The following is a 24031-nucleotide window of genomic DNA, read 5'->3' as shown; positions in this document are numbered from 1 at the left end:
CATTTTCACCATATACGAGATACAAAAGTCGCCTAAGGCGCTGAATTTGGGACGATAGAAAGGGACACCACATGAGCAATATCGGATTTATTGGCCTCGGCCTGATGGGCGCGGCCATGGTCGGGCGCTTGCAAGACCAGGGACATAGCCTCACCGTTATGGCCAACCGCTCGCGTCCTCGGGTGGATGCCGCCGTGGCGCGCGGCGCTGTCGAAGTGGGCAGTGCTCGCGAAGTGGCCGCCGCCAGCGATGTGGTGATGTTGTGCATGGACACCTCAGACAGTGTTGAGGGCCGCATGTTGGGCGACGATGGCATTTTGGCCGGTTTGCGCGAAGGGGCGGTTGTTGTGGATTTCGGCACGTCATTGCCAGCCTCTACCCGTAAAATGGGCGAGGCGACTGAGGCGGCTGGTGGCACATATCTAGACGCGCCTTTGGGCCGCACGCCAGCCCATGCGGTAGATGGTTTGCTCAACATCATGGCTGCAGGGGACAAGGCCGCATTCGACAAGGTCAAGCCGGTTCTGGACGATCTAGGCGAGAACGTCTTTCACCTCGGCGCCTTAGGGTCGGGCCATACGATCAAGTTAATGAACAACTTTTTCGGTATGACCGTAGCCAATGCCATCGCTGAGGCTTTTGCCGTAGCAGATGTGGCCGGCATCGACCGCAAAGCCATGTACGATGTGATTGCAGCAGGCCCCTTGCGGTCTGGCATGATGGATTTCGTTGGGGCCTACGCCATGGAAGGCGACCCGACCAAGCTGGAATTTGCGATCAAGAACGCCGCTAAGGATGTGGGCTATTATTCCCAAATGACGAAAGATGCAGGCGTTGAAAGCCTGATGTCCAAATCCACGCTAGAGGCCCTGACAACCGCGCGCGACGAAGGCCGCGGCGACGACATGGTCAGCCAGATGGTGGATTTCTACGCCGACCGGTTCAAGAGCTAGAGCGCCTAAATGTCCGGCCTACAAGCCGCCCTGCGTCAAGACCGCGCCCAGTTAGGGATTGGTATGATGCTGGCGGCTTGGTTGCTGTTTTCCTTTGTGGATACGTCCGTGAAATGGCTGGTTTTGGCAGGTCTACCGGCGATGCAATTGGCCTTTATGCGCTATGTGGGTCATTTCGTGATTTCCTTGGCAGACGTGGGGCGGGGCGGCTTTAACATCGAACGCTTTCGCACCGATCATTTTGCATGGGTTGGGTTTCGGGCGTTCTTGCTGGTGTCGGCCACCTGTTTGAACTTCATCGCGCTCAAAACCTTGCCGCTGACCCTGACCTCAGCGATCATGTTCTCCGCCCCGATCCTTGTGTGTGCCTTTGCGGTGCCGCTGCTGGGCGAACGGGTTGGGCCGTGGCGTTGGTTCGCAATTTTGCTGGGCTTTGCAGGCGTCTTGGTGGTGATCCGCCCCTTTGGCGAGACCTTCACTTGGGTGACATTATTGCCCGTTTACAACGCCTTATCCCTAGCACTTTATTCGATCATCACACGTAAACTGTCTGGCATAGTCTCAGCCACCACGATGCAGTTTTACATGGGCGCTTTGGGCACATTGGTGCTGTTGCCCTTTGCGATCTGGACGTGGCAGTCGCCTGCGACCGCTTTAGATTGGGTGTTGATGATTGCACTGGGTGTTTGGGGCTGGGCAGGACACGAATTGCTGACACGCGCCCATGGGTTTGCCACAGCCAACACCCTGATGCCCTATACCTATTCGTTCATGATCTACCTGACGATTGCCAGTTATCTGGTGTTCAGCCATGTGCCGGATGTCTACACGGTATTGGGGGCAGGGATCATCATATGCTCGGGGCTGATTATCTGGGTCCGTGAAAAGGGAAAAACCACATGAAAATTGCATGTATTGGTGAGGCCATGGTCGAAGTGGCGCTCAGCCGTGCGGGCGACACGGCGCGGATCGGCTTTGCAGGGGATACGTTGAACACAGCGATCTATCTGGCGCGCAAACAACCCGACTGGCATGTGGCCTACCTCAGCCGCGTCGGGGCGGATGACCTGTCGTCAAATTTGCTGGCCTATATGGCGGATCAAGGCGTGCAGACGGATCTGGTGGGGATCAGCCAAACGCGGTCTGTTGGCCTTTATAGTATCGCCACAGATGACACGGGCGAGCGTAGCTTTTCCTATTGGCGCGATACCTCTGCGGCGCGCGAGACTTTTGGCGCGCCGACGCCTGATTTTGCTGACTTGAGCGGATTTTCGGTTGTGTATTTGTCCGCCATCACACTGGCGATCCTGCCCAAATCGGTCCGTGATGCCTTGCTGGAGGCGCTGCAGGCCTATCGCCGCACAGGTGGGCGTGTGGCCTTTGACAGTAATTTCCGACCAAAGCTGTGGGAGGATCATAGCACGGCCCAAACCTATATCGAAGCGTTCTGGCGGATCACTGACATTGCTTTGCCCAGCGTTGATGACGAAATGGCGGTCTTTGGTGACGTGGATAGGGGGGCGGTGAGTGCTCGGCTCAAGGGGTTTGGGATCACTCAGGGCGCTTTGAAATGTGGTCCGACTGGCCCCTTAGATTTGTCACCTGCGCAAATCGAACAAGACTACCCCGCCGCGCAGAAAGTGATCGACACCACTGCGGCTGGGGACAGCTTTAACGCAGGATTTTTGGCGGCCTATCTGGCAGGCAAGGGTGCGGCTGCATCCTTGATGGCAGGGCATGAATTGGCTGCTGATGTGATCGGCTATCCCGGAGCGATTATGCCAAAAGACGCCTGATCAGAGTTTTCGGCGCGGCGATTTTGGTCAGCAAAACGTGGTCCAAGTCCGCTGATGAATTGCGAAAGGTCTGGTGCGCCGCGAAAAACAATGGATCATCCAGCGCGCGCCCGGCCTCTAGTTCACCCCGTACAAAATCCACCCAAGCTTTGCACGCGGCCTCGACCGCAGGCGAGCCAAGCCCCTGCATTTTGCGCGCCGTCCACGTAGAAAACAGGCGCGGTGGCAGCTTCTTTGATCCATCCATAGCAATTTGGCGCAGCTCGTGATGCAAATGCGGATTTTCGAACCGCGCAATCAGCTCGGCTGCATAAATATGCGCGTCGCCGCGTGTGTCTGGTGGCAAGGTTTCAGCGGCTTCGCGCATCAAATCCTGTGCGCCTTGGCGTAACGTCTGATCTTCGATCGCCTGATGCACATATCTGTGCCCTGCCAAAATGCCCGCATATGCCAAATAGCTGTGGGCCCCGTTGAGCATGCGCAGTTTGCGGATTTCAAAGGGCACAACATCGGGCACAATCTGTGCACCAACCGCTGCCCAATCGGGACGGGGGCCTGCAAAATTATCCTCGATCGCCCATTGCGTGAACCGCTCGGTTTCCACTGGGGCCGCTGCAAGGCCGCCTTGGTCTGCAACAAACTGCGCCAGCTTGTCCGTGGTTGCAGGCGTAATGCGATCCACCATGGACGAGGCAAAGCGCAAATGAGTGCCAATGCGCCGAGCCAGATGCGGGGCAAATTGTGCAAACGCCCGGGCCAAGGTCCCGCCATTATCGCTAAGGTTATCGCAACTCAGAATGGTCAATGGCGCTGCGTTGTCCCGCTTGGTCAGGCCTTTGGACAGCAAACCGTAGATCGTTTTGGCCGCACCCTGTTGGTCCTCAATGATCGCGGCGTCCCCTGTGTCCAAACCACCCTCAGGTGCCAAGTGATAGCCTTTTTCAGTTATGGTCAGGGTGATAATCGCAACCTCTGGATCAGCGATCTGATCAATGATGCGTGGGGTATCGTGCGGGGCCACAAGACAGTCGTCGTGCACGGACACGGTTTGAAGCTGCGTGGTTATTCCATCGCGGATCACAAGGGTGTAGTCAAAGTCCTGCGGGGCCAATTGATCCCGCATTTTGGCGCTGCGCAAAGACACACCGATAATGCGCCACGGGTCCTGTGGTGTTTGCTCGTTGCACAGCTGGGTGTAGACGGCCTGATGAGCGCGGTGAAAATTTCCAAGGCCAAAGTGCAGGATTTTGGGCATAGGCGTGCAATCTTTCCGTGTGAGCCTCTTTGCATAGCGGCTTAGCTGCGGAAAATTAAGGTTTTTTTCGAAAAATCGAGGGTCATACCCAAAAATGGAGATGACCACCTTTGAGGTTTCGTGTTTACCTTCGGTAAAAGCGTCCAGAAAAAACTCTGCACGGCGCCAAATGGGGGACGATTTTATGGTCACAAAGAACACATCGTTGACGTTTGAGATTGAACAGCAATCCTTGTGGCGGCCGGGTCGTGCAGAGGAATTGCGCATCGATTCAGGCAACTTCATGATCTGGGACCCCAACGAGATCACCAAGGATTTCAGCGTCGAGGTGTTGGGCTTTGGCCTAGAGGCAGAGGCCTATTTGGATGTGCGCTTTGGTCTGCTGGCCTATGCGGATCTGGGCACTGGTGGCGATTGGTCCGCCAGCTATGACATCGACGTCACTGTGGATTACCCCGCCGCAGTGTTCGCAGGCGATAATATCACGTTCAACTTTTCGGATCCGCGCGTTGTGGCCAGTACGCTGACCACCTTGGGCTTTGGCAATTCACGCATTTCGGGCAACGAAAAAATCGGCGCAGGCTTGGATCTGATAATCGAGATCAAAGCCGGCATGCGTGACATCATTTTCGAGCATTGGTTCGGCACCGAAGGTCCGACCAGCTTTAGCCTGATCAACCTAGATGAACGGATCGAAATTATCGGTGTCAATCTTGAGGACCCGGAATTCACTCTCGATCTAAGCGATGAAGTCAGCCTGACCGCGCGCTTGCCCACTGGCGCCAACATCGAGGCAAAAGGCACCGAAGGTTTGATCAAAGGCAGTGGTGCGTCTGATGTGCGGTTTTTGGAACTGAATGCCGACGTCGACGCCTTGTTGATCAAGCTTTTGTCGAAGATGCCGCCGCCCATTGCCGCTGTGGCCAAGGTGCTGGGTGAAACGGTGTTTGCCGAACATACCTTTGATATCAGCGACTATGTCTCGTTTATTGGCGAGGGTAAATTCTTCTTTGATTTTACCTTGCTGGATATTGGGGCAGGGGCTGGATTGGTTGTCACCGAAGATGCCTCGCTGGATATCACCCAGACCAACAGCGATGATCTGGATATCACTGTCACAATCACATCCGACAATGGAACGCCAGACGATGTGACCGATGATTTCCTCAGCGCCTCTGGCCTCTTGGGGCAGGACTTGGTGCTCAGTGCGCCTACCAGCGGATTTGGCACCGCCAGCTTTACGGCTGAGTATGAGATCAATCGCGGCAGCTTTTTTCATGGGATGGGTGTGGGGCTTAATGCCTCGATCACAGTGGATGCGTTGCAAGGCGCGTTGGGGGGCTCATGGGTGCCGTCGGCGCTGCAATTCAGCTTTGGTCCTTTGCTCGAGATTGAATTCCCCGATGGCGGTCTGACAATTGATCTGGGCAACATTTATGAGGACACGTTCGAGATTGATGCCAGTGAGTTTAACACTGAAAGCGACGTCTACGAAGTGTTCTACGTGGAAGAGGACCTTGCACCTGCCAACTGGAACCCCAACAGTCCCAATGCCGCGGCGCAAGTTTATGAGAATTTCCAGCTCTATTTCGAGAACTTGGAGGCGGCGCAAAACAACCCCAACTATGCGGGTCTCGGGTATATCGAACGGCCTTTGGTGGGGGATGTAAGCTCCAGTTTCGATTTCCGCGGGCAGACGAATATCTTGTTCACATGGACACCCCAGCTGACGCAAAATGTCTTGCTGGGCACCAATAATAACAGCCTGGGCGTGGTGGATGTCAGCGGCGAAAGCGCTTCTTTGTTTGCAGGTTTGGGCAGCTCGACACCGTTTGGCAACTTTGCAGGCTCTACCGAAAAAGCATTCTTTATGCTGTTCGATTTGGATACGGCCACATCGATTACCTACGCAAATGGTGGCCAAGAGGTGACCTTTGACACCTCGGTAGATGTCTATGGCGGCTCTGGCGCGGATATCCTTGTTCTATTTGGCAATGACACGCGGTTCTTGGACGGGGGCGCGGGCATCGACAAACTGGTGGCCAATTTCCAAGCAGCCTTGGGCGATGTAGATGTCAAATGGGACCTCAGCGCATCAGTTGCAGCCGAAAGTGACGGCAATAGTAACACCATCGGTGGCATCACGCTGTTTGAAGGCACTGCAGACGAGGTGGTGATCAAAAACATCGAAGAGATCGCCCTGCGTACAGGGGCCGGTAATGACTACATCAAGACCTACATCTATGAAGATGTCGTGCTGACAGGCGATGGCGACGATTTTGTTGATCTGCGCACGGATAACTACAGCGATATCGTATCGCTTGGCGGCGGCGACGACGCGATCTTTGCCGGATTCCGTTCAAATGTCACCCGCGCTAACGATGACACCATTTATGGCGGCAAGGGGGACGATCATCTGTTCTTGCAACTGGGCAATGGCGGTCTGACCTATAACATCTCGGAAGTCTTGACGAATATCGAGGGCCAGTATTCAGACCAATTTGCGGCAGCAGGCCTTGGGGTTACAGCCAGTTACGCGGATCTCAACACGTTCTTGACGGCCTATTACAACGCACGCTTCTATTCCCAGACCACGGGCTTTACTGAAAACGAAGCGTTCGAAGGCTCGAACATCAATTTCCAACGCCACATTAGTTTGCTCAACGGTGCGACTGAATCCGAAATCAACACAACGTTTGATATGGAACGGATCAGCGTTTCTGCCAGTAGTGGTCTGGGCGCCGGTGATGACCTTGTGATCTATATGGGCGGGTCTGAATATACCGCTGGCGCTGGCAGTGATTACTTTGTGGCGAACTTCTCGGAAGAGGAAGACATCTATGGCGATCGTGGCGGTGTGACGATCCGCCTAGATGATACCCAAATCGATGGTTTTTACGGCGAGACCGTCATCGACGGGTTCGAGCGGCTCTTTGTACGCGGCACAACGAAGTCGGACGAATTCACCGGTGGTCAGCTGGAAGACAGGCTGGAAGGGAATGGTGGCAACGACATCCTTTATGGCGGCAATGATCAGGTCGCGGACCACTTGATCGGTGGTGTTGGCAACGACCGTTTCCTTTGGGGTGCGGATGGCGCTGACGTGATCGAGGGCTTTGTGTCAGCGGAACTAGGCATTACCGAAACGGCCTTTGAAACTGCCTTTGGTGTGTCGCCTGCCTATCGCGACGTGCTGGATGTGGTTGCAGATGGGTCCGAGACCAGCGGCCTGACGTATCGTTTTGCCACGGGCTATACCCTTAGTGGCGATAGCATCTCGACGGCGACCTATGACACCATTTCAGCGGCTACCGAAGGCTGGGATGATGCGCTTGCTTCGGATACGATTACCCACTTGCTGGAATTCATGGAAATTGCAGCCCCCAGCACAATCAACAGCGATCTTTACACCAATATGTCCATGGGCAATGGCTATATGGGCTTCCACGATATCGAGGTTGTGAACCTTGATCTGTCGGACGCCTATAATGACTTGATGATCTATCAAGGCGGCAGTCGCTATGTGGGCGGCGAACGCTCTGACGACCTTGATACATTTGTGGCCGACCTGAGCCATCTTGGCGCGCCTATGGACGTCCAGATCAAAGACGAAGAGGCGCTGGACGGATCAGACGGCTATTTCATTGCCAACCAGATCTACGTCGAAGGGCTGGATCGTCTGATCCTTAAGACAGGCTCTGGCAACGACATCCTCAAGGGTGGCAAATTCGACGACTACCTCGATGGCGGAGACGGTGACGACCAGATTATGGCCACTGCTGGCAATGATGTTTTGGTTGGCGGATTGGGTCGCGACTTGATCATGTGGGGCGCCGAAGGCAACACCATTGCACGCGGTGGTCCCAACTTTGGCGACTATGGCGAACGCGATCACTTAATGATCGGTGGGGCCTTGGGGGACGCTGGATCCACCTTTAGTATTGTAAACGATAACAACGGGTTGCTGGGCGAAGTTCTATCGGCTGCCAGCTCGACCGATGCGCTGTCGGATGCGCTAAATTTCTTTTACAACGCGCCACAAGCGCCAGGTGGCGACACGACCAACGACCAATCGGTCAACAGCTTTGTCTATGACGCGGGCACCTATCAAATTGATTACCGCGATTTCTATTCCGTCGATATGGCCGGGGCAGATGGTGTCAATGACATCATCTTTTATCAAACCGGTGTCGCCTACTACGGCGGCGAACACACAAACGATGCCGACCTCTTTGTCGGTGATTTCACTTTCGATGCCTCGCTGGGTTTTCAAGGCCGGATCGACTATGGCGATCTGCTCTTTGAGGTCGACACCGGCGATGGGGCCATTACCGACAGCGGCAACGGGATCAAAACTGCGGGCTTTGAACGGTTCCACCTGCGCCTATCTGACGGCAACGATACGGTCATTGGCGGCGACTTTGATGACTTTGTGTCGGGCAATGCGGGCAACGACTACTTTGAAGGTGGTTTGGGCGACGATTATTTCTCGATGGGCGAGGGCAACGACACCTTCGTGCACCAAGGGGGCAATGATTTCGTTTACTCCTTTGGCGGGGGCTACGACGTGTTCAGCCTTGCCACCGAGGATCGCGGGGCCCTTGAATTGGGGCTGCGCTACTATGATCAAGCCAATGGCGGCGCGCTGACCACAACCTTCTGGAATGCAGCCACAACAGTGCTGACCTATTCGGATTTCGAGGAGATTTCGGTTGCCTTCGACAACAGCTACGCCGCCTCGCAACTGCAAGGGTCGCGCATCTTGCGGTACGGCGACAACAGTCTCGAATTCGGCAACTTGGACGAGGCGAATTTAATTGGTGGCGCGTTGAACGACATTCTGATCAGCAGTGGCACACAAGGCACGTTGATTGGCGGCGGCGGCTCGGACGTGCTGTGGGCCGATGCCAGCCAAGACTTCTTGATGGGTGGCTCGGGTGCAGACACCTATGTGTTTGAAGACGTCTTTGGTCAGAATGTGATCTTTGACGAAACTGGTGAAGACACCAATTTGGTCTTTGTTGGCGGTCTGATCAGCGAACTTGTGTTCACGCTGGATGGGCTGGATCTGCTGATCAACGCCCCATCCGCGTTCCCGGGCACATTGCAGGGTGATATACGTGTAGTTGGCTATTTCAACGACGCGGTAAACGGGCGCAACTTTACCTTTACCGATAGCACTGGCAGCCAGAAACTGGACCTGACCTACCTAGAGGCCGAGATCAACGTCACAGGCGAAGTGTTCAACGAAATCAATGGCACAGCCGAAAACGACACCTTGGCCTATGCATCACACCTCACCGATCTGATGATAATGGGCAAGGGCGATGACTTTGTCCTGTCCAGCCGTGGTGCAGATTTGATCAACGGCGGCACAGGCGAAGATGGCGTGTCTTACGTCAACTCTGACGAAGGCGTGCGTATCGCCCTGTTCAACCAGACAGCCTCGGGCGGTACTGCCGAGGGCGATGTTCTGGTCTCGATCGAACATATTGCTGGGTCCAATATGGATGACAGCCTTGCTGGATCCTCGCGTGATAACACCATCAACGGCGGGGGCGGTGACGATACTGTGTCTGGCTTTGACGGTGATGACATCCTCACGGGCGACGATGGCGACGACACCATCCGTGGTGGCGAAGGCAATGACACCCTTTATGGGGACGATGGCAAAGACGTGCTGGAAGGCGGTGTCCGCAGTGACAGCCTCTTTGGCGGCGCTGGCAAGGACATTTTGCGCGGTGGCACCCAAAGCGATCTGCTCAACGACGGCATGGGCAGTGACAAAAGCTATGGTGGGGCTGGGGATGACCTGTTGTTCTACGAAGGCGGCTTTGACAAATGGTTTGGTGGTTCGGGCAACGACTGGGGTGATTTTGGCGCCCTGACCCAAGCGATCCAAGTTGACTTGTCAGGGGACGAGATCGTGCGCCGTGTCAACGACGCTGGCAATTTGGTCAAGATCGTCCAATTGCAAGATATCGAAAACATCCGTGGCTCGCTGGTTGACGATCTTTTGATCGGCTCGGATGACAAGAATGTTCTTAACGGCAGTCTTGGCAATGACACCTTCGTGGGCAAAGGCGGCAAAGACACGCTGATTGGCGAGGCCGGTTTTGATACCGCAGACTATTCCCAAGACGGTGGTACCAAAGGCATCGATCTGGTGCTTGGCAGTGACGTGAACCTCTTTGGTGAGGAATATCTCACTGGTTCTGATAGCCACAACGACACGGATTATCTGGTCGGCATCGAGCGGATCATCGGCACGGACAAAAACGACAACATCCAAACCCTGAACGTGGATTCCGTGGTGATGGGCGGACGTGGGGCCGACGGCATCGGCGGCATGGCTGGCAACGACGTGTTGATGGGCGAAAATGGCGACGACCGCATTGATGGCGGCTTTGGCGACGACCTGTTGTCCGGTGGACGTGGCAATGACATTGTTCTGGGTGGTGACGGTAATGATACGATTATTGCCGAGTTCGAGGGCTATTATAACAGCTACTTTGGCGGCGGCGAAACCTACTCAGACGACGGCATCACAACGGATATCGACACTCTGAGCTTTGCGGATGTGACGGACAACATCACTCTGCGTGTGGACCAAAATATCGCCGACACAGGGGACGTGTTTTACAGCGACGTCTACAACTTTGAGCACTTCATCATGGGCCAAGGCAATGACCGTGTGATCGTTGGGGCAGCCGATGCCATGATTTCCTATATTGGCGGCCTAGACGCCTACGAAGGCGGCAGCGGCAACGATCATATCAACTATTCCCTGTTTGACGCAGCGGTTGAGGTCAATCTGCTCAACTTCCTTGCGCGGACAATGGATGAGGACAATGTGGTCACCGGCACCTTCCGCGAGATCACCAGCCTGCTGAACTTTGAGGATATCACTGGCTCTGCCTATGATGACTTCCTGACCGGCAACACCGAAGCCAACGTGATCAATGGCGCTGCGGGCGATGACACTCTTGACGGGCGTGATGGCGACGATGTGATCAGTGGTGGTGCAGGCAACGACCGGATCATCATGCGTCCGGGTTCCGGTGCTGACACAATTGATGGCGGCGAGGGGACTGATTACCTCGAGGCGCGGACATTCGGCACAGGTGTTACCCTCAACCTCAAAGACGGGGACGGGGATGACACGATTATCAACGTCGAAGGCCTGATCGGGACAGTCTTTGATGACACGCTGATTGGCGATGCCGGCAACAACATCTTTGAGGGGCTCGGCGGCTCGGATATGATCGACGCAGAAGATGGCGATGATCTGGTGGTCTACACAGATGGCTTTGTCACCTACGACGGTGGCTTTGGCCGCGATACACTGGACTTTAGCCGCTATGCCTACGGTGTGAACGCCGAGCTTGGCGTGGAAAACGGCCTGCAATCGACCCAGCGCACGGGTTCAAGCTATAACAACCAAGTCAGCAGCATCGTTTTGGGGGCTATCGTTGATAATAGCGTTGAAAACCTTATCGGGTCCGACTTTGGCGACCGGTTGTTCGGTAACAGCGATGAAAACGCCCTCAACGGCGGTTTGGGCGACGACAAGCTTTACGGTCGGGGCGGCAAGGATGTGTTCAGCTACACTGGCGGTAAAGATGAATGGTATGGGGGCGATGGCCTTGATACCGCTAATTTCTCCGGATTTGGTGCGGCTGTTCAGGCTGATCTTACTGCCAGCGGGTTCAACGTGCTCAGCAATGGCGGCACAGATACCAGCGGTACCCTAAGTGGCCTCGTGGCACTTAAGACCATGGAGAACCTGATCGGATCGATCTTTGATGATGCGCTAACCGGGGATGACGAGGCCAACATCATTTCAGGCTTCTTTGGCGATGACACAATCAATGCAGGTGGCGGCAAAGACACGGTTGATGGCGGCGATGGCGCTGATGTGATCAATGGTGGCGACGGGGATGACCGTCTGACCGGTGGGACGCTGGAAACTGACGGCGATGATACACTCAATGGTGAGGATGGCGACGACATCCTCAAAGGCGGCGCTGGGAATGATACTCTGGATGGTGGCAAAGACGACGACACCCTCAAAGGTGAAAACGGTGATGACATCCTGATCGGTGGCAACGGCGCTGATCGCCTTGAAGGCGGTGATGGCGACGACGAAGCCCGTGGCGGCAGTGGCGAAGACAAGCTCTTTGGCGGCAGCGGCAATGACATGCTCTTTGGTGGCTTCTCCAATGACGTGCTCAAAGGCGATGCAGGGAACGACACGCTGGATGGCGGCAAAGGCGATGACCGTCTGGAAGGTGGCGACAGCTCTGACATGCTGATCGGTGGCGAAGGGGCTGATGAACTGGATGGCGGTGCCAGCAGCGATACAGCGTCCTATGCGACATCATTGGCCGGGGTTGATGTGAACCTTGATACGGGCGTGGGCACCGGTGGTGACGCAGAGGGCGACACATTGATCAGCATCGAACGCCTGATCGGGTCAGCCTTTGATGATCGGTTCGAAGGCACAGAGCTGGCCGAGGTGTTCGAAGGTGGCGACGGCATGGATACGATCCTTGGCCGTGGCGGCGACGACTGGATTACCACCGGTGCAGGCAATGACACGGCCTTTGGTGGCGGTGGTAACGATAGCCTGTCTGGGGGCGATGGCGATGACATCCTCAACGGTCAGGCCGGGTCAGACCAAATCTCGGGCGGTGACGGTATCGACACCATTGATGCAGGCGACGACGATGATTTTGTCCTTGGCGGCAAAGGCGCTGACACGATCTACGGTGGTGGCGGCGAGGATATGCTGAAAGGCGAAAACGGCGCTGATGTCATTCGCGGTGATGGCGGCAATGATGAGTTGCAAGGCGGTGGTGGCACCGACACGCTGCGAGGCGGCAACGACAATGACCTGTTGCTGGGCGGCGGTGGGGCCGACGATCTCTTTGGCGATAACGGTTTGGATCTTTTGTTGGGCGAGGCTGGCGATGACAGTCTCAGCGGTGGCAAAGGCAATGACCGTTTGGATGGTGGTACCGGCGACGATACCCTCAAGGGTGGCGCTGACATTGATGTGTTTGTCTATTCTGGCAACTATGGTGCTGACACCGTGCTCGACTACGAAGTGGGCGTCGACAAGTTTGACCTCAATGGCGCATTGGTCGGCTTGGGCAATTACTTTGGCACTGCCACACAGAACGGGGCCGATGTGACGCTGGATTGGGGCAATGGCAACACGCTGACAGTGCTCAATGCCACTGCCGCACAGATCGAGGCCGACAGCATCAACCTGCCGTTCTAAAGACGGTAGGTTTGTGCTGCGATCTGGGTTGCCAATAAGGGCGCTAGGCTGCGGGCATCACTCAGGTCAAAGACCTTTGCCTGCACCTGCGCGCCCAAATGCTGGGCCACCCCGCGCCGCCAAACATCGTGGCGCGCAGGGATCGACATAAAGGCACGCGTGTCGTCGTTAAACCCCGCAAGGTTCCAATAGCCTGCTGTTTCCACCACTTGATCAAAATAGCGCGCAATGCCTGCTGCACTATCGTGAAACCACCATGGCGGACCGATGCGCAAACAGGGCCAATGCCCGGCCATAGGGGCCAGCTCGCGCGCATAAGTCGCTTCATCCAGCGTGAACAGGATCAAAGTGAAATTGGGATGGTTTCCGCAGTGGTCCAGCAAACATTGCAACCCGTGCACCCAGTCGGTGGCCACAGGAATATCAGCGCCCACATCGCGACCCAAGCTTTCAAAAAGGGCCTTGTTGGTGTTGCGCTTACTGCCAACATGCAGTTGCATCACCAACCCGTCGTCGCAGCTAAACCGCGCCATTTGCACCAGCATATGACCCTGAAATTGCGCAGCTTCGGCCCGGGTTATGGTGCCGTCCAATGCCTTGGCGTAATAGGTTGCAGGATCGTCCAACCAACAGGTGTACAGCACTTCTGCTGCGTGGTCGGTGGCAGTGGCCCCAAGGGCAGCAAAGGCTGCGCGCTGGGCCATCAATGCTTGCAAATACCCCTCAAAGGTGGCTGTGTCGCAATTGGTGATCTGGGCCAAATCGCTGATCGAACTGGCAAAACGGTCGTCCATAGGATCCAGCACGGCATCGGGTCGAAAGGTCGGAATAACCCTTCCTGTCCAACCACTTGCGGCAATAGCGTGGTGGTGCACCAGCGGATCAGTGGCGGCATCAGTGGTGGCAAGCGCTGCGATGTTGAACCGCTCAAAAACCGCCCGTGGGCGAAAGGCGTCACTGGCAAGCGAGGCTGCGATCTGATCATAGATCGCATCGGCACTGGCAGGGGTCAAAGGCTGATCAATCGCAAAGGTATTGTTAAACATATACCGAAGCCATGTGTGGCTCGGAGTGCCCAGAAACAGATGGTACTTCGCGGCAAACAACCGCCAGATTTGACGCGGATCCTTTTGGTCTGCAGGCACACCAATGCCCATTTCTTGCATGCTGACCCCTTGGGAATAAAGCATCCGGTAAAGGTAATGATCAGGTGTCAGGATCAAATCCGTGGGCGTGGTCCATTTTGCATCACTGGCAAACCACGCAGGGTCGCAATGCCCGTGGGGCGACACAATTGGTAAGTCTCGAATATCGTCATAAAGCGTGTCTGCGGGATTGGTCATGGGCGGCCTCACTGGTGTTTGGCGCGATCATCGGTGAAGTGCTTGCACAATGCCAGACCCTCGCTAAAGTTTTGTTTCAGGCAAGGCGGAGACCTATGAAAGCAGTTTTAATCGGAGCAGGCATGGTGGCAGATATGCATGCCCAAGCCATTGCAGCCACTCAGGGTGCTGTCACTTTGGGTGGGATATGGGCCCGCGATCCGCAAAAAGCCCGGACGTTTGCAGCTGATCATGGGGACCTGCGGTGCTACGCAGACTTGGACAAAGTGGCGCTGGATCCGTCCGTCGGTTTTTGCATTGTATTGACGCCACCGGACGCGCGGCTGGATATAGCACGGGCATTGGCCGAAGCAGGCAAGCCTGTGCTGTTGGAAAAACCCATCGAGCGGAATGCATCCGCTGCGGCACAGATCGTAGATATTTTTGCTAAAAAAAACTTGCCCTTGGGCGTGGTTCTTCAACACCGGATGCGGCCTGCTGCGCGCCATCTTAAGGCCCTGTTGGAGCGTGGTGCGCTGGGCCAGATTGCAGCAGTAGACGTGCGCGTGCCGTGGTGGCGGGATCAAGGGTATTACGATGTTGCAGGGCGTGGCACCTACGCCCGCGACGGCGGTGGCGTGTTGATCACCCAAGCCATTCATACATTGGATCTGATGCTGCATCTGGCAGGTCCTGTTGCACAGGTGACGGCCATGGCCACCACAACCCCGCTGCACCAGATGGAAGCTGAGGATTTCGTCAGCGCAGGACTGCGCTTTGCCAATGGCGCTATGGGGTCTGTTGTGGCCAGCACTGCCAGCTTTCCCGGCGGGGCCGAGGGCATCACCTTGCACGGTACCCAAGGCAGTGCTGTTTTGGATGCCGCCGATCTCAAGCTCTATTGGCGGTCTGGTGAGGTGGAACATCTGGCAGGGGCAGCGGATACCGGGGGTGGGGCAGATCCCATGGCCTTTGGCCCGGAATGGCACCGCGATGTGATCGCAGGCTTTGCCCGTGCCGTGGCAGCAGGGCAGGAACCGCCGATTTCGGGCGGCGATGCTCTGTCAGTGCATCAATTGATCGATACAATCATCCTGGCAGCCAAGACCGGACAAAAACAGGAGATGCCCCATGGCTGACAGGCTGAAAATAGGTGTGATCGGGATTGATCACCGCCATTGCTACACCCAGATCCAGAACATGCTGGATGTTGGGGCCGAATTGACCTGCTGGAGTACGATTGGCACCCCAGAGACGCTGGATGGTTTCCTCAAACGCTTTCCCGACGCCGCGCGCGTTCCGGACGGGACGGATGTGCTGAATTCTGGCGTGGATTTGGTCATCTTGGCTGGCATTCCTGTAGACCGTGCCGCATGGGCCGTGGCCGCCATGCAGGCTGGTTGCGATGTGATGTCGGACAAGCCCGGCTGCACAACGATGGAACAACTTGACGCAATCAAGGACGCCCAAGCCGCCACAGGTCGTATTTGGTCCATTGATTTTTCTGAACGATTTGAAGTGCCTGCAGTGACAAAAGCCGCGGAACTCGTCGCAGCAGGCGCCATTGGAAAAGTCGTACAAACAGTTGGTCTGGGGCCGCACCGCCTTAACCGCCCTACACGACCCGACTGGTTTTTCCAGCGCGAGCGGTATGGCGGTATTTTGGTAGATATCGCGTCGCATCAAATCGATCAGTTCCTGTATTTCACCGGCTCGACAGACGCCCAAGTGACGCTGGCCTCTGTTGGAAATTTTGCCAACCCCAGCGATACCGGCCTGCAAGATTTTGGTCAGATCGTGCTGCAATCACCGCAAGGCCATGGCTATATCCGTGTGGATTGGTACACACCCGACGCGCTGCCAACTTGGGGCGATGGGCGGCTGACTTTGTTAGGAACAGAAGGCACGATTGAATTGCGCAAATATGTGGATATTGGCGGTGCTGCGGGTGGCGATCACGTGTTTTTGGTCAATGGTAGCCGTTGCGAACGGATTGATGCCAGCGGCGCAGGCCTGCCCTATTTCGCAGCTTTGGCGGCAGACGTCAGGGACCGAACCGAGACAGCCATGCCACAGACCCACGCGTTCAAAGTGATGGACCTGGCCCTTCAGGCCCAAGCCTTGGCCGAAGCCACATGATCCGCGTTGCAATCATCGGGGCAGGGATCGGGGCCGAGCATTTGGCAGGATACCGCGCAGGCACCGAGTTTGAAGTTGTCGCGATTTGTGACTTGGACGTGGCGCGGGCCAAGGCCATGGCAGGGGACATTCCGGTTGTGACAGATATGGCCGAGGCGGTCAAAATGGGTGTGGATGTGGTCGATATCTGCTTGCCACCACATTTGCATGTTCCGTTTGCAATCAAGGCACTAGAGGCTGGATGTCATGTGATTTGTGAAAAGCCATTGGGATGCTCTCTGGTCGAGGTAGACGGATTGATTACTGTGGCAAAGGCAACGGGAAAACAAGTGTTCCCTGTGTTCCAATATCGCTACGGAACGGGCCTTGCCAAGATGCGCGCCCTGATCGAAAAGGGCCTTACAGGGCAGGCGATTGCCGCAAACGCCCAGACCCATTGGCGGCGCGAGGCGGACTATTACGCGGTGCCGTGGCGTGGCACTTGGGCCGGTGAACAAGGTGGCTCGATCGTCGGCCACGCGATCCATATCCATGATCTTTTATGCCAATTGCTAGGGCCCGTTGCCCGTGTCTCGGCTGTCATGGATACCAAGGCCAACCCCATTGAAACCGAGGACACAGCCGCGATCAATTGGGTCACGGATTTGGGGGCGTTGGTCAGCTCGTCTGTGACCCTCGGGGCGGGGCACGATGAGAGCCGGCTCAAGATTATGTTCCAAGGCCTGACCGCAGAAAGCGGGACGCAACCCTATGCTTTGGGGGCCGACGACTGGACCTTTACGGCCCGCGGTGCCAGTCAACAGGTCGTCGACCAAGTGGTGGCAAGCGTGCCGGTTCAACCCACTGGATTTGCGGGTTTTTTGCGGGATGTGGCCACCGCCATCAACGGCGATCGCACCACTGCCGTAAGCCTTATGGATGGGCGTGCCTCGATCGAATTGATCACAGCGCTTTATCAGGCGGACAGACAAAGGGCATGGGTGGACCTGCCTATTCCCCAAAGCAGCCCGATGTACGAGGGCTGGCAACCTAAGGAGGCTTAGATGCAGCAAACTTGGCGATGGTTTGGACCCCATGATCCAGTGAGCGTGGCCGACATGATCCAGTGTGGGGTCCAAGGGGTGGTCACTGCCTTGCACGACTATGCCCCCGGTGAGGTTTGGCCGCTGGAAGCCATTGAAAAGCGTCAAGAAATCCTGTCGCCGCTGCCGTGGTCTGTAGTCGAAAGCCTGCCCGTTTCTGAGGCGATCAAGACCCAAGGGTCGGACATGGCCGCGCATATCGAAGCTTACAAAACCAGCTTGCGAAACTTGGCCGCCGCTGGCCTGAAAACCGTGTGCTATAACTTTATGCCCGTGCTGGATTGGACCCGGACCGAGCTGAAAGCGCCGATGCCCCACGGGGGCCATGCGATGCGCTTTGATCTGGTGCGTATGGCGGCGTTTGATCTGTTTATTCTGGGTCGTGCGGGGGCGGCTGAGGATTTTGATGCAGCAACGATTGAGGCGGCCAAAACCTGCTTTGCCCAGATGTCGGATGGGGAAAAATCCACGCTACAACAAACAGTCACCATGGGCCTGCCAGGGGCCAATGATGGCTGGTCTTTGGAGGAGGTGCGCAGCCTTTTAGCGACCTATGATGGCATCGATGAAACCAAGTTAAAACAGCACCTTACGGACTTTTTGGCAGAGGTTGTTCCGGTCGCGGCGGAGGTGGGGATCAATATGTGCGCGCATCCTGACGATCCGCCGTTTTCCCTGCTTGGATTGCCGCGGATCCTGTCGTCGCAGATGGATTATGCGCAGATGTGCGCGGCGGTGGATCTGCCGCAAAACGGGGTGACGATGTGCACGGGTTCGCTTGGGGTTTCGCCCGATTTTGACCCTACGAGTTTTGTCGCGCAATTGGGGCCGCGCATCCATTTTGTGCACTTGCGAAATACATCAAGAACCCTACCTCAAGGCGCTGGAAAGACAAGCTTTTTCGAGGACGCCCATCTCGATGGTGACACGGATATGGTGGCGACCCTAGGGGCTTTGGTCGCTGAGGAGGCTCGTCGTGGCGGGCCAAAAACATTGCCCTTCAGGCCGGATCATGGGCAGGCGATTTTGCAGGACCTGACCGTCGAAAGCCTGCCCGGATACCCGCTGCTGGGGCGGATGCGCGGGCTGGCAGAATTGCGCGGCGTGATCGCTGCATTGGAGGCGAAATGAGGGTGCCATACGCAGCGGCTCAATGTTAAAGATCACCAACGCCCAAGCACGGCGATTATGGCTGGCAAACCATGGCTTGGCGCAGGCCCCGACAGGCCCTTTGGACGTGATGGGGATCATCCGCGATCTGGGTTTTGTGCAGCTCGATACGATCCAAGTGGTGTCACGCGCGCATCATCACATCCTGTGGTCGCGCAATCAGAATTACCGCGAAAAGATGTTCGATCCGCTGTTGGCCAAAGACCGTGCCGTGTTTGAACACTACACGCATGATGCCTCGATCATTCCCATGGAAACCTTGCCCTATTGGCGGCGGCAATTTCAGCGCAAAGAACGCGAAGTGGCCAAATGGTTCAAATCGATGCCGGATGACGCGTTCCGCGCGGCCATGCGTGCGCGGATTGCCCAAGAGGGGGCACTGTCGACCCATGCGTGGGACACAAAACGCGCGGATCCATCGGTAGTCTGGTCCCGTCCTCCCCACAAAATGGCGCTGGATTACATGTGGTACAAAGGCGATCTGGCCACGTGCTATCGCGAGAATTTCAAGAAATTCTATAACCTGCCGGAACGCGTCTTTCCCGATGAATTACGCTTGGCTGAGGTGGCGGATGCGGGCCAGATCAATTGGTTGTGCACCCAAGCGATGGAGCGCTTGGGCTTTGCCACGGCCAAGGAGTTGCAAGGGTTTTGGGAAGCCATGACGCTGGCAGAGGCGCGCGATTGGATGGGGCAGGCGGATTTGATGCCAGTAGAGGTTCAAGCCGCAGATGGGTCGTGGCGCGAGGCGTTCGCTGTAGCCGATATTGAGGCGCGGATTGCAGCGGCCCCCGATCCCACCTCGCGGTTGCGGATTTTGAACCCGTTTGATCCGGCCATACGGGATCGCGACCGCCTGAAACGGCTGTTTGGGATGGACTACAAGATCGAGATTTTCGTGCCAGCAGCGAAACGCAAATACGGCTATTATGTCTACCCCTTGTTGGAAGGCGCGCGGATGGTTGGGCGGGTCGAAGTGGCCGCAGATCGCAAGGCGGAGACTTTGAAACTGGTCAACCTGTGGCCGGAAAAAGGTGTGAAATGGACGATGGCACGGACCAAAAAACTGGATGCGGAACTGGACCGGCTCGCGCGGTTTATCGGTTGTCGGTTAGACGCGTCGCAAAAAAGTTGAGTTATTTTCGTCAGGCATCATGACTAACAGCGATGGCTTTGTTAATCTGTGACGTGGGTGCCAAGATTGGCACGTTATCCGGTTTTGTGAATAAATCCCTATGGGTAAGGTAGTTGGTTCAATGTTTCAGTCTCGCTTAGGTGCACTTGCGTTTTTTGTCGTTTTGTCCGGGTGCCTTTCGCAAAACCCGTCTTTAGCGGGGGATACATGTGGTGCGTCCGCCTATCAAAGCTTTGTTGGCAAACCTGTCAGCGCATTGGTCCGCCGTGCTTTAAGGCAAGGGGTTCCAAATGGCTTTACGATCAATGGCCAGAGTATTGTGAATGGTGGTCCCTCCAAAGATGTCACACTTAGAAACGGAGAGCCCTTCATGATTTTGAACAAATACGAGAACACGGCCAAAAACATTATGATGGTTGTCTATGACGATACTGGCGGGACATTGCCTTATGCGGGAACCGATGCCCGTGCGGATTTCTTGGGGGCCGTAGAAAACAAGATAACCCAAGTGACTTGTGGACGGCGGTAAGAGGCTTTTGATAAAAGGGTCGGCCCCGAGATGGGCTAAAGCCCTCCGCAAGATGCGGGGGCTTTAATCCGTTTGTTTAGGAATAGAGCTTTGGTACGCCAAACTGATCGTGGATGCTGTTCACGCTGGCCTGATCGAGGCCCATGGCGTTGGCCAGGCTGTGCAGGTATTGGGCCTCGTTTTGGTTGTCCAGATCGATGGCCAGCACGGACATGGCGTAGATTTGCGGCGCAAGGCCTGCGGGCGTTTGGCCTGCAAGCGCTGCGGGATCCACAGGGGCTGCCAATTCTGCATTCACAAACTCGCGTTCTTCGGGACTGATATCGCCCAGCTTATCCATGATCTTGGCGCGTTCGGCATCATCGATCTGGCCGTCAGATTTGGCCGCTTGGATCATTGCGCGCAGCATCAGGGCTGCGCCCATTTCCTGTTCGGGCGAGGGGGGGACTTCGGGCTCGCCGCCGCGGGCTAGGGCGCTGTTGAGCATGCCACCAAAGCCGCCAGAGGCTGCACCTGCCGCACCACCTGCACCGGCGGCTGCTGCAAGGCCGCCTAGCAGCCCACCAAGGCCACCGGATGTTCCACCCGTGCTGCCGGTTAAACCGCCTAAAAGGCCGCCCAAACCACCGGCTTGGCCTGCGCTGCCAGCGCCAGTGAGGCCGCCCAAAAGGCTGTCCAAGCCACCGGATGCACCGCCCGAGCCGCCGCCTTGAAGCCCTTCAAGTAGACCCCCAAGACCGCCAGCCGCACCGCCGCCACCGCCCAACATCCCGCCGAGCATGTCCTCGATGCCGCCGCCGGTTTGTGCTGTCTGAGGCGAATGTGCACCGCCAAACATGCCGCCCGCCGAGGCCTGACCGGATTGCGCGCCTTGGGCGCCTTTCATCATTGCGCTGGCGCCTTTGGCCACAGCTATACCTACGGCCACTTTGGCCAATGTTCCCATAAGACTCATGAACATATCCCCCTTCAAAAAAGATACCCGCAGCTTAGCGGGTCCTTGGGTCTTGGCTAGGGGAATTCTGGTGCGGATACCCCATAAGCAGAAAAGCCCGCCGTGATATCAGGGCGGGCTTTTTGCAGGTTTTGGGTGCGGTGGGGCCTAGTTTGCGTAGGCCTTGGCCGGCAGCCATGTGGCCAGTTCGGGATAGAAGAACACGATGCACAGGCCCGCTAGCTGTAGGATGACAAAGGGAATGACGCCTTTGTAGATATGGCCCAGCGAGATCTCGGGCGGGCAAACACCCTTGAGATAGAACAGGGCAAATCCAACAGGCGGCGTAAGGAAACTGGTTTGTAAGGTCACCGCCACAAGGATCGCAAACCAGACCACTGAGGGGTCATCGACGATGCCATAGCCGTCCACGGGGATGTTGAGACCCAGCACAACCGGCAGCATCAGCGGCATGATAATCAGCGTGATCTCGATCCAGTCCAGCAAGAAGCCCAAGAGGAAGATGATGAACAGGATAAACGCCACCACCATGTAAGGGTTGTCAAAGCTGCCCAGCACCATGTCCGTGATGATGCTGTCGCCATTGTAGCGGCGCAGGATCAAGGCAAAGAAGTTGGCTGCGATGAAAATACCCACGATATAGCCGCAGGTATTAAGCGTCTGACGCATCACGTCTTTGAACACTTTGAGTGTCAGGTTGTTCGAGAAGAGTGCCAGCAAAGTGGCCCCCATAGCGCCAAGACCAGAGGCCTCGGTTGGGGTGGCCAGACCAAAGAAGATCGAGCCGAGCACCAAAAGGATCAGCGCCATAGGCGGCACCACCGCCAAGGCCACATCGCCCACAACTTTCATCGTCACAGGCTCGCGGTTTTCGGGCAATGGCATGGATTTGGGGCTAAGGATCCCAAACCCGATGATGAACAGGATATAAAGCCCCCCCAAGATCAGACCGGGGAAAAGCGCGCCCATGAACAGATCGCCTAGGCTGATCGCCAGTTGGTCGGACATGATCACAAGCATGATCGATGGCGGGATCAGGATGCCAAGGGTGCCCGATGCGGCGATAGTGCCCGTGGCAATGGGCTTGGCGTAGCCTTGGTTCATCATTGCAGGGATGCCCATAACACCCAGCAGCACAACGGACGCGCCGATCACGCCAGTGGAGGCTGCCAAGATAATACCGATCAGCATGACCGACAGGGCAAGGCCACCGCGCAATGCGCCAAACAGGACCTGCATCGAGCGCATAAGCCGTTGGGCCACACCGGATTGATCCAGCATCAAGCCCATGAAGATGAACATCGGCAGGGCAACGAGGACGGGGTTCTTGATGATGCCGCCAAAGAAGCGACCAGCGTTTGCCGAAAGCTTGGTATAATTGATCTTGGTCGAGCGATAATCGATGTATTCGCCGATCAGCTTGCGATTGGGATCAAGGATGTATTCGGCCAAGATCACAAAGACCAAGGACACGCCCACAAGGGCAAAAGCCACGGGAATGCCGCGAAAGAGCATGACGATAAAGGTGATGAACATCGCCAGAACCAGCCAGTGGTTCAGGGTCATCACGTCGCCCATGAGCGATAGAATTTGCATAGATTAGGCCTCGCTCGATGGGGAATTGCGGTTGCGCAGGATGCTTATTGCGGCAACGAGGGCCAAAAGGATCACGGCAATCAAAACTTCATATTCAAAGATGGGTTCGCGGCTGATGCGGCGCGGGTTCAGATCAGGGTTGCTGATCCGCGTAAACCAGTAAAGCGCATAAAACACGATGCGGTCGGCCACGAAGATCGCAAAGGGCAGGGTGGCCATGATCATCCGCGCAAAGGTCACGGGTTTGAGCATCCCCAGATTGCGTTTGGTGGCAGACCATGCCGCAATAATCGCAACAAAGAACATCAAGGGCAGGCTGGCCTTGAGCAAATAGAGCATGTGCAAGCCATTGGGGCTGTCAGAGCCTTCGCGCGCCACCACAGACGACACTGCGTAGTGGAACAAAAAGTCGGTCATGATGCCAAGGAACGGCAATAACAGCCAGCCAAGGGCGAAGACCTCGATCCGGGCTTTGCGTTCAGGGCTAAAGTTTTGGTGCAGGATATCGACGCGCACATGGCTGTCGGTGGTGATCGCATAGCCAAAGCCCACCAGCATTGCAAAGCCATACATCCACCATTGGGCGTCATCGAGCCAGGCCTGATTATAGCCCATCTTGCGGATGATCACTTGGGTGACAATGGCCACCATAAGCAAGGGAAACAGCCATGCGGTGATATTGCCGATGTTGATCATCAGCCGGTCGCCCCAAAGGTGCTGATCACGGTTCACTTCGCCGGGATCCGAGATGGAGATAGAGGCCTCAGCCGCTTCAATTGGAGAGCCTGACATGTCGCTGTCCCTCATTATTAT

General features: G+C 56.2%; 15 protein-coding genes. 10 read left to right on the top strand and 5 right to left on the bottom strand.

Going from position 1 to position 24031, the window contains the following annotated elements:
• Positions 1-71: 71 nt before the first annotated feature.
• Genes ACIRQ6_RS09695 through ACIRQ6_RS09685 form a run of 3 tightly spaced genes read left to right on the top strand, consistent with a single transcriptional unit; the run spans position 72 to position 2749 of the window.
• Entirely contained in the window at positions 72-953 is an 882-nt protein-coding gene (locus ACIRQ6_RS09695) for an NAD(P)-dependent oxidoreductase (RefSeq protein ID WP_420860384.1), read from the top strand.
• A 9-nt stretch (positions 954-962) separates the two neighbouring features.
• Complete coding sequence (locus ACIRQ6_RS09690) at positions 963-1856, top strand: DMT family transporter (RefSeq protein WP_420860383.1); 894 nt, start codon at positions 963-965, stop codon at positions 1854-1856.
• Positions 1853-2749 (top strand): sugar kinase, encoded by an 897-nt coding sequence (locus ACIRQ6_RS09685; protein ID WP_420860382.1) that lies wholly within the window; start codon positions 1853-1855, stop codon positions 2747-2749. The genes ACIRQ6_RS09690 and ACIRQ6_RS09685 overlap by 4 nt, the downstream gene beginning before the upstream one ends.
• On the opposite strand, the gene ACIRQ6_RS09680 is transcribed toward ACIRQ6_RS09685, so the two are convergent.
• Positions 2730-4004 carry a mannitol dehydrogenase family protein gene (locus ACIRQ6_RS09680; RefSeq protein WP_420860381.1) on the bottom strand — a complete coding sequence of 425 codons (1275 nt, stop codon included), beginning with the start codon at positions 4002-4004 and terminating at the stop codon, positions 2730-2732. The genes ACIRQ6_RS09685 and ACIRQ6_RS09680 overlap by 20 nt on opposite strands.
• Positions 4005-4173: 169 nt before the next feature.
• On the opposite strand from ACIRQ6_RS09680, the gene ACIRQ6_RS09675 reads away from it, so the two are divergent.
• Positions 4174-13290, top strand: a complete 9117-nt coding sequence (locus ACIRQ6_RS09675) for a hypothetical protein (RefSeq protein WP_420860380.1) — start codon at positions 4174-4176, stop codon at positions 13288-13290.
• Here the strand turns inward: ACIRQ6_RS09675 and uxaC are convergent.
• Positions 13287-14633 carry a glucuronate isomerase gene (gene uxaC / locus ACIRQ6_RS09670; RefSeq protein WP_420860379.1) on the bottom strand — a complete coding sequence of 449 codons (1347 nt, stop codon included), beginning with the start codon at positions 14631-14633 and terminating at the stop codon, positions 13287-13289. The two genes, ACIRQ6_RS09675 and uxaC, sit on opposite strands and share 4 nt — an antisense overlap.
• Before the next feature lie 95 nt (positions 14634-14728).
• Between uxaC and ACIRQ6_RS09665 the strand changes: the two genes are divergently transcribed.
• From ACIRQ6_RS09665 to ACIRQ6_RS09640, 6 genes are all read left to right on the top strand, one after another.
• A complete protein-coding gene (locus ACIRQ6_RS09665) occupies positions 14729-15751 on the top strand; it encodes a Gfo/Idh/MocA family protein (protein WP_420860378.1) in 1023 nt (340 codons plus the stop codon).
• The gene (locus ACIRQ6_RS09660) at positions 15744-16751 is read left to right on the top strand and encodes a Gfo/Idh/MocA family protein (protein ID WP_420860377.1); all 1008 of its coding nucleotides are present in this window, start codon (positions 15744-15746) and stop codon (positions 16749-16751) included. Before ACIRQ6_RS09665 ends, ACIRQ6_RS09660 begins: the two co-directional genes overlap by 8 nt.
• Positions 16748-17794, top strand: a complete 1047-nt coding sequence (locus ACIRQ6_RS09655) for a Gfo/Idh/MocA family protein (RefSeq protein WP_420860376.1) — start codon at positions 16748-16750, stop codon at positions 17792-17794. The genes ACIRQ6_RS09660 and ACIRQ6_RS09655 overlap by 4 nt, the downstream gene beginning before the upstream one ends.
• Complete coding sequence (uxuA, locus tag ACIRQ6_RS09650; protein WP_420860375.1) at positions 17795-18964, top strand: mannonate dehydratase; 1170 nt, start codon at positions 17795-17797, stop codon at positions 18962-18964. It abuts the gene before it with no gap.
• 22 nt (positions 18965-18986) lie between these two features.
• Positions 18987-20138 (top strand): winged helix-turn-helix domain-containing protein, encoded by a 1152-nt coding sequence (locus ACIRQ6_RS09645; RefSeq protein WP_420860374.1) that lies wholly within the window; start codon positions 18987-18989, stop codon positions 20136-20138.
• Between the two features lie 370 nt (positions 20139-20508).
• Positions 20509-20667, top strand: a complete 159-nt coding sequence (locus tag ACIRQ6_RS09640; protein ID WP_420860373.1) for a hypothetical protein — start codon at positions 20509-20511, stop codon at positions 20665-20667.
• Positions 20668-20743: 76 nt separating this feature from the next.
• Here the strand turns inward: ACIRQ6_RS09640 and ACIRQ6_RS09635 are convergent, their stop codons facing one another.
• The 3 genes from ACIRQ6_RS09635 to ACIRQ6_RS09625 form a co-directional block, all read right to left on the bottom strand.
• A complete protein-coding gene (locus tag ACIRQ6_RS09635; protein WP_420860372.1) occupies positions 20744-21622 on the bottom strand; it encodes a DUF533 domain-containing protein in 879 nt (292 codons plus the stop codon).
• 147 nt (positions 21623-21769) lie between these two features.
• Positions 21770-23218: a TRAP transporter large permease gene (locus tag ACIRQ6_RS09630; protein WP_420860371.1), complete on the bottom strand. Its 1449-nt coding sequence runs from the start codon at positions 23216-23218 to the stop codon at positions 21770-21772.
• Between the two features lie 3 nt (positions 23219-23221).
• Complete coding sequence (locus tag ACIRQ6_RS09625; protein ID WP_420860370.1) at positions 23222-24010, bottom strand: TRAP transporter small permease subunit; 789 nt, start codon at positions 24008-24010, stop codon at positions 23222-23224.
• Positions 24011-24031 lie beyond the last annotated feature (21 nt).

Origin of the sequence: Algirhabdus cladophorae (assembly GCF_044772865.1) — a bacterium.
Classification (GTDB): Bacteria; Pseudomonadota; Alphaproteobacteria; order Rhodobacterales; family Rhodobacteraceae; genus Algirhabdus; species Algirhabdus cladophorae.
Note: the sequence above shows the minus strand (reverse complement) of the source record. Positions and strands in the feature narration are given on the sequence as shown.

What these genes read in the sequence shown, in the direction of transcription:
- ACIRQ6_RS09660 (WP_420860377.1), top strand. Translation starts at nt 15,744, where the DNA reads ATGGCTGACAGGCTGAAAATAGGTGTGATCGGGATTGATCACCGCCAT.
- ACIRQ6_RS09675 (WP_420860380.1), top strand. Translation starts at nt 4,174, where the DNA reads ATGGGGGACGATTTTATGGTCACAAAGAACACATCGTTGACGTTTGAG.
- ACIRQ6_RS09630 (WP_420860371.1), bottom strand. Translation starts at nt 23,218, where the DNA reads ATGCAAATTCTATCGCTCATGGGCGACGTGATGACCCTGAACCACTGG.
- uxaC (WP_420860379.1), bottom strand. Translation starts at nt 14,633, where the DNA reads ATGACCAATCCCGCAGACACGCTTTATGACGATATTCGAGACTTACCA.
- ACIRQ6_RS09665 (WP_420860378.1), top strand. Translation starts at nt 14,729, where the DNA reads ATGAAAGCAGTTTTAATCGGAGCAGGCATGGTGGCAGATATGCATGCC.
- ACIRQ6_RS09625 (WP_420860370.1), bottom strand. Translation starts at nt 24,010, where the DNA reads ATGTCAGGCTCTCCAATTGAAGCGGCTGAGGCCTCTATCTCCATCTCG.
- ACIRQ6_RS09695 (WP_420860384.1), top strand. Translation starts at nt 72, where the DNA reads ATGAGCAATATCGGATTTATTGGCCTCGGCCTGATGGGCGCGGCCATG.
- ACIRQ6_RS09640 (WP_420860373.1), top strand. Translation starts at nt 20,509, where the DNA reads ATGATTTTGAACAAATACGAGAACACGGCCAAAAACATTATGATGGTT.
- ACIRQ6_RS09645 (WP_420860374.1), top strand. Translation starts at nt 18,987, where the DNA reads ATGTTAAAGATCACCAACGCCCAAGCACGGCGATTATGGCTGGCAAAC.
- ACIRQ6_RS09685 (WP_420860382.1), top strand. Translation starts at nt 1,853, where the DNA reads ATGAAAATTGCATGTATTGGTGAGGCCATGGTCGAAGTGGCGCTCAGC.
- ACIRQ6_RS09690 (WP_420860383.1), top strand. Translation starts at nt 963, where the DNA reads ATGTCCGGCCTACAAGCCGCCCTGCGTCAAGACCGCGCCCAGTTAGGG.
- ACIRQ6_RS09635 (WP_420860372.1), bottom strand. Translation starts at nt 21,622, where the DNA reads ATGAGTCTTATGGGAACATTGGCCAAAGTGGCCGTAGGTATAGCTGTG.
- ACIRQ6_RS09680 (WP_420860381.1), bottom strand. Translation starts at nt 4,004, where the DNA reads ATGCCCAAAATCCTGCACTTTGGCCTTGGAAATTTTCACCGCGCTCAT.
- uxuA (WP_420860375.1), top strand. Translation starts at nt 17,795, where the DNA reads ATGCAGCAAACTTGGCGATGGTTTGGACCCCATGATCCAGTGAGCGTG.
- ACIRQ6_RS09655 (WP_420860376.1), top strand. Translation starts at nt 16,748, where the DNA reads ATGATCCGCGTTGCAATCATCGGGGCAGGGATCGGGGCCGAGCATTTG.